General features: G+C 71.6%; 4 protein-coding genes and 1 pseudogene. All 5 read right to left on the minus strand.

Annotated features, from left to right (window positions below):
* Window positions 1-4: 4 nt before the first annotated feature.
* Window positions 5-472, minus strand: coding sequence for a nuclear transport factor 2 family protein (locus tag BLV72_RS34650; RefSeq protein ID WP_093467322.1), 468 nt, complete (start codon window positions 470-472; stop codon window positions 5-7).
* A 35-nt stretch (window positions 473-507) separates the two neighbouring features.
* Entirely contained in the window at window positions 508-945 is a 438-nt protein-coding gene (locus BLV72_RS34655; protein ID WP_093467323.1) for a nuclear transport factor 2 family protein, read from the minus strand.
* Window positions 942-6,764 (minus strand): type I polyketide synthase, encoded by a 5,823-nt coding sequence (locus BLV72_RS34660; protein ID WP_093467325.1) that lies wholly within the window; start codon window positions 6,762-6,764, stop codon window positions 942-944. Before BLV72_RS34660 ends, BLV72_RS34655 begins: the two co-directional genes overlap by 4 nt.
* Before the next feature lie 140 nt (window positions 6,765-6,904).
* Window positions 6,905-13,471, minus strand: a pseudogene (locus tag BLV72_RS34665) (SDR family NAD(P)-dependent oxidoreductase); the annotation flags it as partial.
* Between the two features lie 53 nt (window positions 13,472-13,524).
* On the minus strand, window positions 13,525-13,692 hold the full coding sequence (locus BLV72_RS48235; RefSeq protein WP_167746444.1) for a hypothetical protein: 168 nt from the start codon (window positions 13,690-13,692) through the stop codon (window positions 13,525-13,527).
* Window positions 13,693-13,750 lie beyond the last annotated feature (58 nt).

Consider the following 13,750-nt stretch of genomic DNA (forward strand, 5'->3'; position numbering starts at 1 on the left):
CCTTTTACATCGGACTGGGGCTGCCCTTGGCCTGGACCATCTTGGCGAGGTTCTGGGTGACCGCCATGAAATGCGCGACACCGGTGAGTTCGGGGCCGTCGCCCACTTTCGTATCCGTGATGCCCCAGAACGCCTGGGCGTGATGGACCAGACCGTCATCGCCGAGTTCGATCACGCCGATGATGCTGAAGGTGAGTTTCGCCGGTGCGTACACCGTGACCGTGGTCGGCACCGCCACCCTGCGGCCGTCCATCGAGGTGACCGGACGGCCCGGGGTCTCGTGCACCTGGCATTCGATGGACCAGGCGATATGGCCGCGAAGGGCGTCCTTTCCGATGAGCGGGGGCGCGCCGACCGGGTCTTCGAAGACGATGTCGTCCGAGAACAGCTCCAATACGGCCTCGACATCACCGGCGTTCATCCGCCGCGCGTATTCCAGGGCCATTTTCTTGAGGGTCGCCTCATCGGCCATGAACGCCTCCTGTGCGGTGCCGGGGTCGTGGGGGATCAGCCGGTGATGTCAAGGTCCGACCTTCCCCAGAACATCTGCAGTTCCTGAATGAGACCGCCGGCCCCCGCGCGCATCATCAGGACGTAGTCCCAGGTGATGCGGGAGTTCTCCGGGGTGTCCGGGGCCGTCAGCCAGCCGCGCTCGGCGAATCCGGGGCCTTTGGGCAGATAGTCCATGGTGGCCGTCACCGGCACCAGGACATGCACACCGTCCTGCCCCGCGACCGGCTCACCGGGAATCTCGCTGATACCCGCCGCGGCCAACTCCTCGAAATGCTCACGAAGGGCGTCCCGCCCGGTCCTGCGCCCCGATCCGACCGGATCCTCGAAAGTGACCTCGTCCGCGTAGAGTTCGAGAAGCCCGTCGATATCCGCGGCGTTCATCCGGCGGCTGTGCTCGAGGATGAGCTTCTTCCGGCTCCGCTCATCAATCACCGTGTGCCCCCATGTGCATGCTCTCCGTTGCTCTCGCTCCGGCCAAGGTCCTGGTCGATGAACTGGAAGATCTCGTCGGCCGTGGCGCCCTGAATACGGTCGGCCGCGGGCCCTTCCTCCGTTCCGCCGCCGTGCAGGGCGCCCAATTTCGACAGCGTGCTCTGAAGGCGCTTGAGCAGCGCCTCCTGCGCCGCCTCGTCCCGCGCCACGGAAAGCAGCGCGCTTTCCATCCTGTCGATTTCGCCCAGCATCGGGGCGAGCGGATCCACGTCCTCGGGCGCCAGTTCCGTATGCAGATGCGCGGCGAGCGCGGCCGGATTCGGATGGTCGAAAATCAGGGTGGTGGCGAGCCGCAGCCCGGTCACGGCGGTCAGCCTGTTCCGCAGTTCGATCGCGGTCAGCGAGTCGAAGCCGAGCTCCAGGAAGCCGCGCTCGGTCTGGATCCGCCCGGGGTCGGAGTGGCCCAGCGCCGCCGCGGCATGGGTGAGGACCAGACTGAGCAGCGTGCGGCGCTGCTCCTCCAGTGGCAGCGCGGCCAGATGACCGGCCCAGTCGGTGTGCGGCCGGGCGGTGGCCGCGGTGCGCCGGGCCGTACCGCCGCCGGTGAGCGCCCGCAGGGGAGCGGGCAGGGTGAGCGCCGGCTGCCCCGCCAGGGCCCGTACGTCCAGATCGATGGCGATCAGATGGGGGTGGCCGTGGCGCACGGCGGCGTCCAGCAGCCCCAGCGCCCGCTCGCTGGACATCGCCCCGATGCCCGACTGGGCCATCCTGGCCCGGTCCGCATCCCCCAGATGCCCGGTCATCCCGCTGGCGTCCGCCCACAGGCCCCACGCCACCGAGAGCCCCGGCAGGCCGAGGGCACGGCGATGGGCGGCCAGGGCATCGCAGTAGGCGTTCGCCGCGGCGTAGTTGGACTGCCCGGAGGCGCCCAGCGTGCCCGCCGTGGAGGAGAACATCACAAACAGGGACAGCGGCAACTCCGCGGTCGCGGCGTGCAGATGGGCCGCGGCGGTGGCCTTCGGACGCCACACCCGCGCCAGCCGCTCCGGGGTCTGGGTGGTGAGGACGGCGTCGTCCAGCACCCCGGCCGCGTGGACGACACCGGTCAGCGGATGCGCGGGATCGACCCCGGCCACCAGACCGGCCACCGCGTCCGGGTCGGTGACATCGACCGCGGCGATCCGCACCTGGGCGCCCAACTCCGTCAGCCTGTCGGTGAGTTCATGGGTACCGGCGGCCTCCGGACCGCTCCGGCTCACCAGCAGCAGATGCCCGACACCCCAGGTGCGCACCAGATGCTCGGCGACCAGAGCACCCAGGGTGCCGGTGCCACCGGTGATCAGCACGGTGCCATCGGCGTCGAGTCCGGGGACCTTCTCCTGCTCGTCCTGCTCGTCGACGGCCGGTCCCGGCGCGGCCGTCGCTGCCGTCGCGCGGGCCATCCGGGGCACCAGCACCTGCCCGTCCCGCACCGCCACCTGAGGCTCATGCGACGCGATCGCGCGCACCACGGCCGCCACGACGCCCTCGCGGCCCTCATCAAGATCGAGCAGGACAAACCGGCCCGGGTTCTCCGACTGGGCGCTGCGAATCAGCCCCCACGCCCCGGCACCGGACGGATCCAGCGCGGTGCCATCGGGGTCATTGCTGTCGTCGGTGTCGTCGGTGTCGTCGGTGCGTTCGCCCGGACGGCCCGCCGCCACCGCATCCCGTGTGACGACCACCAGCCGCGCGTCGGCCAGGGCCGGCCGCCTCAGCCAGGACTGCACCAGCCCCAGCAACTCCTCGACCGCCCCCAGCCCGTCCCCGTGGCCGCCCTCAACGGCGTACGGATGGGCCAGGACGACGGCAGGGGCGGGCTCACCCGCCTCCACAGCCGCGATCAGCGCCTCCAGGTCCGGATGGCACACCGTGGCCTCCGGACCCACCCTGGCCGCGACCGGGTCCGCCAGCCCCAGCCGGTCCCCGCCCAGCACCACCCAGCCGCCCTCGCCGACCACCGACGTCGGGGACGGTGCGGTGGCCGCGGCGGGCAGCGGCGTCCAGTCCAGAGTGAACAGCCCGTCCACGGCACGGGTGGCCGCGGCCGTGCGCAGCCGATCCGTCGCGGCCGGACGGGTCACCAGCGAATCGACCGTGAGCACCGGAGCGCCCACCGTGTCCGCCACCGTCAGCCGCAGCGACTGTCGCTCCTCGTCCCGCGACAGCCGGACCCGTACCGTGGCCGCCTCGGTGGCCCACAGGGACACGCCGTTCCAGGCGAAGGGCAACCACACCTGGCCGTCGTCCTCCTGACCCTCGGGCCGGTCCATCAGCAGCGACGGATGCAGCGCCGCGTCCAGCAGCGCCGGATGGATGCCGAAACCGTCCCGGCCACCCGCGGCATCGGGCAGCGCCACCTCGGCGAGGACATCCCGGCCATGGCGCCACGCGGCCTTCAGCCCCTGATACGCCGGGCCGTATCCGTAACCCGCCGCCATCACCTGCTCGTAGAAGGCGCCGACGTCCAGCGGCTCGGCGCCCGATGGTGGCCACGCCCCGCCCAGGCCCTCCACCGGTGCGGGGGCCTCGGCGGCGGGTGCGAGCACGCCCACCGCATGACACACCCACCCCGCGTCCGTACCGGAATCGAGGACCAGGGCCTGGCCGGGGCGGTCGGGGCGGTCGAGCCGGTCGGGGCCGTCGGGGCGGGAGTACATCCGCACCTCACGCCGCCCGTCCTCCGCCGTGGCACCCACCACCACCTGCACCCGCAGCCCACCGGACTCGGGCAGCGCCAGCGGAACCTGCAGCGCGAGCTCCTCCACCCCGTCACAGCCGACCTCGTCGGCTGCCCGCAGCGCCCACTCCACCAGCACCGCGCCCGGCGCCAGCACCGCACCCGCCACCACATGCTCGGCGAGCCACGGGTGGGAGCGTGCGGAGAGGCGGCCGGTGAGCACATGGGTGGTGCCGTCGGCGAGTTCCACGGCGGCGCCGAGCAGCGGATGACCCGCGGACGTCAGACCCAGATCGGCCGGATCGCCACCCGGCCCGCCCGCTCCGTCCAGCCAGTACCGCTCACGCTGGAAGGCGTAGGTGGGCAGGTCGATGGCGCGGGGTGCGGGGTCGGTGCGGAACCAGCGGGTCCAGTCGACCGCGACCCCGGCGGTGAACGCCTGCGCCACCGATCGCATCAGCTGTGCGTGGTCGCCGTGGTCCCGTCGCAGTGTCGGCACCGCGGCGGCGGGCACATCGGCTTCCTCGAAGGTCTCCTGCATGCCGATGGTGAGGACGGGGTGGGTGCTGGCTTCGATGAATACGCGGTGGCCGTCGGTGAGGAGTGCTTGTACGGCGTCGGCGAACCGTACTTGTTCGCGGAGGTTGGTGACCCAGTAGTCGGTGTCGAGTCTGCTGGTGTCCATGCGGGTGCCGGTGACCGTCGAGTAGAACGCCACCTCCGCCTGGACGGGTTCAATCCCCGACAGCACTTCCCTCAACTCATCCGTGATCTCGTCGACTTGGGCGCTGTGGGAGGCGTAGTCCACGTCGATCAGCCGGGCCCGGCGGCCCGCCTTTTCGCATGCGGCCACGGCGTGGGCGACCTGCTCCGGCGGTCCGGATACGACGATGGATCCGGGGCCGTTGACGGCGGCGATGCCCACTCCCTCGGCGCGTTCGCCGAGCCCGCTCAGGAACTCTTTCGCTTGGTGGTGGTTGATGGTGAGGGAGGCCATGGCGCCGTGGCCGGTGAGGCGGCGGAGGGCGTGGGCGCGGAGGGCGACGATGCGGGCGCCTTCGTCGAGGGAGAGTGCTCCGGCGACGCAGGCGGCGGCGATTTCGCCTTGGCTGTGGCCGACGACGGCGGCGGGGATGACGCCGTGGTGGTCCCATACGGCGGCGAGGGAGACCATGACGGCCCATAGGACGGGTTGGACGACGTCGACGCGGGCGAGGTCGGCTGCGTTGACGCCGCCGCGCAGGACGTCGGTGAGGGACCAGTCGACGTGGGGTGTGAGGGCTTGTTCGCATTCGGTGATGCGGGTGGCGAAGGGGGGTGAGGTGTCGAGGAGTCCGGCGCCCATGCCGAGCCACTGTGAGCCCTGGCCGGGGAAGACCAGGACTGGGCCGAGGCTGCCTGGGGTGGCGGTGGTGTCGGGTTCGATGAGGGTGGGGTGGGTGTGGCCGTTGGCCAGGGCGTTGAGTCCGGCCAGGAGTTCGTCGTGGTGTTGGCCGATGATGACGGCGCGGTGGTCGAAGACGGTCCGGGTGCTGATCAGCGACCAGCCGACTTGCTCGGGCGTGATCTCGGGGTCGGTGGCCACTCGTTCGGCCAGTGCTGTCGCCTGGCCGCGTAATGCCTTATGGCCACGCCCGGAGACCACCCACGGCACCAGACCACCCACTGAAACACCGCCTGGTGAGGTGTCGGGTGCGGGGGTGGTCTCGGCCGGTTCGGGGGCCTGCTCCAGGATGAGATGGGCGTTCGTACCGGAGATTCCGAACGACGACACCCCCGCACGACACGGCCGCTCGTTCGCCGCCCACTCGACCGGTTCGGTCAGCAGCCGCACCGCGCCCGCGCCCCAGTCCACATGCGGTGTCGGCTCGTCGATGTGCAGCGAGGCGGGGAGCAGCCCGTGCCGCAGCGCCTCCACCATTTTGATGATGCTCGCCACTCCGGCGGCCGCCTGGGTGTGCCCGATGTTGGACTTGACGGAGCCCAGCCACAGCGGACGTCCCTCCGGCCGCTCCTGGCCGTAGGTGGCCAGCAGCGCCTGCGCCTCGATCGGGTCACCCAGCGTCGTGCCCGTACCGTGTGCCTCCACCGCGTCCACTTCGGACGGCGACAGCCCCGCGTTGGCCAGCGCCTGACGGATCACCCGCTGCTGCGAGGGCCCGTTCGGCGCCGTGAGACCGTTGCTGGCGCCGTCCTGGTTGACCGCCGAACCGCGGATCACCGCCAGTACCCGATGCCCGTTGCGCCGTGCTTCGGACAGCCGCTCCAGCAGCACCAGACCGACGCCCTCGGAGAAGCCCGTGCCGTCCGCCGCCGCGGCGAACGCCTTGCACCGCCCGTCCGGGGACAGCGCGCGCTGACGTGAGAACTCGGTGAACCCGCCGGGTGTGGCCATCACCGTCACCCCGCCCGCGAGGGCCAGCGAACACTCGTCCTGCCGCAGCGCCTGCACCGCCAGATGCGTGGCCACCAGAGATGACGAGCACGCCGTGTCCACCGTGACCGCGGGCCCCTCCAGGCCGAACGAGTACGACACCCGGCCCGAGACCACGCTGCCGAGGTTCCCGGTGGCCACGTAGCCCGCCGAGTCGCCGGTCGTCTGGCCGATGAGCGACAGATAGTGGTACGAGTCCACTCCGGCGAACACCCCGGTGTCGCTGCCGCTCAGCGCCTCCCGCGTCAGCCCCGCGCGCTCGAACGCCTCCCACGACGTCTCCAGCAGCAGCCGCTGCTGTGGATCCATCGCGGCGGCCTCACGCGGGTTGATCCCGAAGAACTCGGCGTCGAAATCGGCCACATCGCGCAGAAACCCGCCCTCGCGGGCGCTGCTGGTACCGGCGTGCTCCGGGTCCGGGTCGTAGAGGTTCTCCAGGTCCCAGCCACGGTCCTCGGGAAACGTGGAGATGACATCCACGCCTTCGTCCACCACCCGCCACAGGTCCTCGGGGGTCGCCACATCGCCGGGGAAGTGGCAGGCCATCCCGATGATGGCGATGGGCTCCCGGGCGCGGTCCTCGACCTCGCGCAACTGCCGCCTGGCCAGACGCAGATCGGCGGTCGCCCGCTTGAGATAGCTGCGAAGCTTCTCGTCATCCGTCATATCGCATCAACCCGATCGTCACGGCGGTCCTGATTTCGGCGGTCCTGTTAGGGGTCCTGATTCAGCGGTTCTGATTGAGCGGTCCTGATTCAGCGGTCCTGATTCAGCGGTTCACCGGAGACCGTCGTCGGAGGGGACGGTCAGCTCGTTGTCGAGCGCCTGGAACAACTCCTCGTCGCTGGCCGACGCCAGATCCTCCTCGGCGGGGTCGTCACCGTCGTCGCCATGCCACGGGCCGTCCACCTTGCGCAGCAACTCCCGCAGCCGCACCGCGATCCGGGCCCGCTGCTCGCGGTCGGCGATTCCCCGGTCAAGGCGGCGTCGAGGGTGTCGAGCCCGGTGAGAAGTGAGGTCGCCGGCGCCACTTCGGCGGGGACCAGGAGCTCCCCCAGCAGCCGTACCACCGCGGTGGGCGTGGGGTGGTCGAAGACCAGCGTGGCGGGCAGCCGCAGACCGGTGGCAGCGCCCAGCCGGTTCCGCAGCTCCACGGCGGTCAGCGAGTCGAAGCCCAGCTCCCGGAAGTTCTGGGCGGGGTGAATGGCATCCGCCGTGTCATGCCCCAGCACGGTCGCCGTGGCGTTGCGCACCAGCTTGAGGAGCGCCTGCCGCCGGTCCTCCTCGGACAGCGTGGCGAACGCCTCCGCCGGTGCCGCTCCGCCCGGGCCGGCGGCTCCGGTGGCCGCCTGCGGGGCGCTGCCGCGCACCAGGCTCCTGAAGAGGGGCGGCAGGTCGTCGGCGTGGTCCTCACGCCGCAGGACGGCCAGATCGAGCTGGATGGGTGCCAGGGCCGGAAGGCCGCTGTCGAGGGCGATGTCGAGCAGTGCGAGACCCTGTTCGGTCTCCAGACCCACCATCCCGGCCCGCGCCAGCCGCGCCCGGTCTGCGTCGGTCATCCCTCCGGTCATTCCGGTGGCCTGCGCCCAGTACCCCCAGGCCAGGGAGGTGGCGGGCAGACCCTGGGCATGACGGTGCGCGGCGAGCGCGTCCAGGAAGGCGTTGGCCGCCGCGTAGTTGCCCTGTCCCGCGGCGCCCAGCAGCCCGGCGGCCGCGGAGAACAACACGAACACCGACAGCCCCGCGTCGCGGGTGAGGTCGTGCAGATTCCACGCCGCGTCGGCCTTCGCCCACAACACCTCATCGAGCTGATCGGGCGTGAGCGCCTCGACCGTGGCATCGCGCAGCAGCCCGGCGGCGTGGACGACGGCGGTGAGCGGATGGCGCTCGGGAACGGTCTCCAGCAGCTTGGCCAGCGCGGCCCGGTCGGCCGCGTCACACGCCGCGATGGTCACCCGCGCGCCGAGCCCGGTCAGCTCGGCCGCCAGCTCCGTGGCCCCCGGGGCGTCCAGGCCCCGGCGGCTGATCAGCAGCAGCCGCCGTACGCCGTGCTGGGCCACCAGATGGCGGGCGGTGGCGGCGCCGAGAGTGCCCGTGCCACCGGTGATGAGCACCGTGCCGTCCGGGTCGAGGGCGATGGGGAGCGTCAGCACGATCTTGCCGATGTGGCGCGCCTGGCTGAAGTAGCGGAACGCCTCGGGAGCCCGGCGGATGTCCCACAGGGTGGTGGGCAACGGCCGCAGCGTCCCGTCCTCGAACAGGGCCGACAACTCGGCCAGCATCCGCTGGATACGGTCCGGACCCGCACCGCCGACCAGGTCGAACGCGCGGTAGACCACCCCCGGACAGCGGGCGCCCACCTCCTCGGGGTCGCGGACGTCGGTCCGGCCCATGTCGATGAAGCGACCGCCGGGCGCCAGCAGCCGCAAGGACGCGTCCACGAAGTCACCGGCCAGGGAGTTGAGCACCACATCGATGGAACCAGCGGCGGCGCGGAACCCCTCCTCGAAGTCGAGAGTGCGCGAGGAGGCGATGTGACCGTCGTCGAATCCGCGCTCCCGCAGGGCATGCCACTTGGCGGGGCCTGCCGTGGCAAACACCTCGGCCCGCCAGTGGCGTGCCAGCTGCACGGCCGCCAGGCCCACCCCGCCCGTAGCCGCGTGCAACAGCAGCTTCTCCCCGGCCCGCAGCCCCGCGAGATCGGCGAGACCGTAGTAGGCCGTGAGAAACGCGGACGGTGTGGTCGCCGCCTGGGCGTACGACCACCCCACCGGGATCCTGGTGATCATCCGGACATCGGTGACGACCAGCGGTCCGGTGCCGTTGACCAGCCCCATCACCCGGTCGCCCACCGCGAACGCGTCGGTGTCCGGACCCACCTCGACGACCACGCCCGCACCGTCGCCACCCAGCGGCCTGGGATCCTCCACCATGCCCAGCGCCACGACCACGTCATGGAAGTTCACCCCGCCCGCCCGCAGCGCCACCCGGACCTCGCCACGGCCCAGCGGGCGGGTGTTGTCCGGGCAGTCGACCAGCGCGAACTGGTCCAGGCTGCCGTGGCCGGTCAGCCCCAGACGCCACGCGGCCGCCCCCTCCGGCGAGGTGAGCCGCTTGGCCGCGTCGTCGTGGACCAGCCGCGGGACGTACGCCACACCATCGCGCAGCGCCAGTTGGGGCTCGCCCGAAGCCACGGCGGCGGCCACGGCGGGTAGCGAGGCGTCCCGTTCGTCGAGGTCGAGCAGCAGGATCCGGCCGGGGTTCTCCGACTGGGCGCTGCGCACCAGCCCCCACACGGCCGAAGCGGGCAGATCGTGGACATCGTCATGGCTCTGCGGGGCCACCGCCCCACGGGTGACCACCGCCAGCCGGACGTCGGCGAGTTCGGGGGCGGCGAGGAACTCCCGCAGCACTCCGAGAGCCTCTTTGCCGAGGCAATGGGTGCGCTCGACCGGATCGCCCGGCCCATCGTCCGGAGAGCCGAAGAAGGCGAACACCACATCGGGGGCCGGGACACCGTCCGCAACGGCCGTCCGCACGGCCGCGAGATCCGGAAGGCCAGTGGCGTCGGGCAGCGCATCGGCCAAGAGGCCGCCGTCCGGTCCGATCACGACCGAACGGCAGGTGGGGGCGCCCTCGGCCGGTGTCAGCCGCGTCCAGGTGAGCTGGAACAGCGCGTTCCTGCCCGCCGCACGGGCCCGCCCCAGCTGCCCGTCCGGCACCGGGCGCAGGATCAGATCGTCCACGACGGCCACCGTGGCGCCGGTCGGATCGGCCGCGAACAGGGCGAGCCGGTCCGGTGCCGTCGGGGTCATGCGAATCCGCAGGGTGTCCGCCCCGGTGGCGCGCAGCCGCAGACCGCTCCAGGTGAACGGGAGCAGGATCCGGTGCGCGTCCTTCGAACCGGGGGCGACGTCCAGGGCCCGGGCATGGAGCGCGGCGTCGAAGAGGGCGGGATGGATGCCGTACGCGGCCGCGCCGTCGCGCTCCCCTTCGGGCAGGGACACCTCGGCGTACACGTCGCCGTCCAGCCGCCAGGCGGCGGTGAGGCCCTGGAAGGACGGTCCATAGTGATAGCCGTGGTCGGCGAGTTGCCGGTAGAAGTCCTCGACGGGGAGCGGTGTGGCCCCGGGAGGCGGCCAGGCGCCGTCCAGGGCCGCGGAGTCGGTCCCGGACGAAGTGGCGAGCGCGCCGGTGGCATGCCGGGTCCAGGCCGCGTCGCCGGTGTCCGCCGTGTCGGCCGCCGGCCGGGAATGCACCGTGATCGGACGCTCCCCGGTGTGATCGGGAGCGGACACGGCGATCTGTACATCGACCGCCTCACCCTGCGGAATCACCAGGGGCGCGTGCAGGGTCAGCTCCGACACCTGGTCACAGCCGGTCCGCGCGGCGGTGTGCAGGGCGAGCTCGGCGAAGGCGGTGCCCGGGAGCAGAACGGTGTCCAGGACCCGGTGGTCGTTCAGCCAGGGGTGGGTCCGCGGCGACAGCCGGCCGGTGAGTACATGGGCGCCGTCCTCCGCGAGTTCCACGGCGGCGCCGAGCAGCGGATGACCGGCGGGCCCCAGCCCGAGGTCGCCCGGGTCGCCGCTGTGGCCACCCCGCCCGTCCAGCCAGTAGCGCCGTCGCTGGAAGGCGTAGGTGGGCAGATCGATGGCGCGGGGTGCGGGGTCGGTGCGGAACCAGCGGGTCCAGTCGACCGCGACCCCGGCGGTGAACGCCTGCGCCACCGATCGCATCAGCTGTGCGTGGTCGCCGTGGTCCCGTCGCAGTGTCGGCACCGCGGCGGCGGGCACATCGGCTTCCTCGAAGGTCTCCTGCATGCCGATGGTGAGGACGGGGTGGGTGCTGGCTTCGATGAATACGCGGTGGCCGTCGGTGAGGAGTGCTTGTACGGCGTCGGCGAACCGTACTTGTTCGCGGAGGTTGGTGACCCAGTAGTCGGTGTCGAGTCCGCTGGTGTCCATGCGGGCGCCGGTGACCGTCGAGTAGAACGCCACCTCCGCCTGGACGGGTTCAATCCCCGACAGCACTTCCCTCAACTCATCCGTGATCTCGTCGACTTGGGCGCTGTGGGAGGCGTAGTCCACGTCGATCAGCCGGGCCCGGCGGCCCGCCTGTTCGCATGCGGCCACGGCGTGGGCGACCTGCTCCGGCGGTCCGGATACGACGATGGATCCGGGGCCGTTGACGGCGGCGATGCCCACTCCCTCGGCGCGTTCGCCGAGCCCGCTCAGGAACTCTTTCGCTTGGTGGTGGTTGATGGTGAGGGAGGCCATGGCGCCGTGGCCGGTGAGGCGGCGGAGGGCGTGGGCGCGGAGGGCGACGATGCGGGCGCCTTCGTCGAGGGAGAGTGCTCCGGCGACGCAGGCGGCGGCGATTTCGCCTTGGCTGTGGCCGACGACGGCGGCGGGGATGACGCCGTGGTGGTCCCATACGGCGGCGAGGGAGACCATGACGGCCCATAGGACGGGTTGGACGACGTCGACGCGGGTGAGGTCGGCTGCGTTGACGCCGCCGCGCAGGACGTCGGTGAGGGACCAGTCGACGTGGGGTGTGAGGGCTTGTTCGCATTCGGTGATGCGGGTGGCGAAGGGGGGTGAGGTGTCGAGGAGTCCGGCGCCCATGCCGAGCCACTGTGAGCCCTGGCCGGGGAAGACCAGGACTGGGCCGAGGCTGCCTGGGGTGGCGGTGGTGTCGGGTTCGATGAGGGTGGGGTGGGTGTGGCCGTTGGCCAGGGCGTTGAGTCCGGCCAGGAGTTCGTCGTGGTGTTGGCCGATGATGACGGCGCGGTGGTCGAAGACGGTCCGGGTGCTGATCAGCGACCAGCCGACTTGCTCGGGCGTGATCTCGGGGTCGGTGGCCACTCGTTCGGCCAGTGCTGTCGCCTGGCCGCGTAATGCCTTATGGCCACGCCCGGAGACCACCCACGGCACCAGACCACCCACTGAAACACCGCCTGGTGAGGTGTCGGGTGCGGGGGTGGTCTCGGCCGGTTCGGGGGCCTGCTCCAGGATGAGATGGGCGTTCGTACCGGAGATACCGAACGCGGACACACCGGCCCGGCGCGGACGCTCGCCACGCGGCCAGGGAACCGGCTCGGTCAGCAGCCGCACCGCACCCGATGCCCAGTCGGCGTGGGGCGTCGGCTCGTCGATGTGCAGCGAGGCGGGCAGCAGCTCATGCCGCATCGCCATCACCATCTTGATCACACTGGCCGCACCGGCGGCGGCCTGAGTGTGCCCCAGGTTGGACTTGATCGAGCCGAGCCACAGCGGCCCGTCCTCCGGCCTGCCCTGTCCGTAGGTGGCCAGCAGCGCCTGCGCCTCGATCGGATCGCCGAGCGTGGTCCCGGTGCCGTGCCCGTCGACCGCGTCCACCTCGGCGGCGGACACCTGCGCGTTGGCGAGTGCCTGCCGGATCACCCGCTGCTGCGAGGGCCCGTTCGGCGCCGTGAGACCGTTGCTGGCGCCGTCCTGGTTGACCGCCGAGCCCCGGATCACCCCGAGAATACGGCGGTTGCGGCGCTGCGCCTCGCACAGGCGCTCCAGGACGATCAACCCGGCGCCCTCGCCCCATCCGGTGCCGTCGGCGGCCGCCGCGAACGGCTTGCAACGGCCGTCCGGGGCCATGCCACGCTGCCGGGAGAACTCGATGAACGCGCCGGGCGTCGCCATCACGGCCACCCCGCCGGCCAGGGCCAGATCGCATTCGCCGTGGCGCAGCGCCTGAGTGGCCAGGTGGATGGCGACCAGCGACGAGGAACACGCGGTGTCCACCGTGACCGCCGGACCCTCGAGCCCGAGCGAGTACGCCACCCGGCCGGACACCACACTGCCGAGGTTCCCGGCGCCGACGTAGCCCTCCACCTCGCTGGTGATGTTGCCGATGACCGACAGATAGTCATGCGAACCCACCCCGGCGAACACCCCGGTGTTACTGCCGCTCAGCGAATCCCGATTGAGCCCGGCGCGCTCGAATGCCTCCCACGCGGTCTCCAGCAGCAGCCGCTGCTGGGGGTCCATGGCCTGGGCCTCGCGGGGGCTGATGTCGAAGAAGGCCGCGTCGAATTCGGTCGCGTCGTAGCAGAATCCGCCCTGGTCCACGTAGGACTTCCCATAGCTTTCGGGATCCGGGTCGAACAGCTCCTCCGTGCCCCACCCCCGGTCCGCGGGAAAGCCGGAGACGGCGTCCTCCCCGTCCCGCACCAGCCGCCACAGCTCCTCGGGCGAGCGCACCCCACCCGGATAGCGGCAGGCCATGCCCACGATCGCGATGGGCTCCGGCTCCTCGGACTCGGCCTCGCGCAGACGCTCACGGGTCTGGCGCAACTCGGCCGTGACCCACTTGAGGTGGTCGAGCAGCTTCTCTTCGTTCGACATCTAGCGGAGGCTCCTTGGCGCGTCGCGGAGGATGGGGGTCATCGGGCTCACGACTTTCCGAACTCGTCGGAGATGAGGTCGAAGATGTCCTCTGCCGTCGCCGTCTCGAGCTCGCTGTGGGCCGCGGAACGCTCCGTTTCCCGTTCCGTGTCGTTCCACTTGGCCAGCAGCAGCCGCAGTCGGCCGGTGATCCGCCGACGGGCCGCCTCGTCCACCGCCGAGGGCGCCGAGACCGCGTCCCACCGGTCGAGCTCCGACAGCAGATGTCCCTCG

Source organism: Streptomyces melanosporofaciens (assembly GCF_900105695.1).
GTDB classification, from domain to species: domain Bacteria; phylum Actinomycetota; class Actinomycetes; order Streptomycetales; family Streptomycetaceae; genus Streptomyces; species Streptomyces antimycoticus.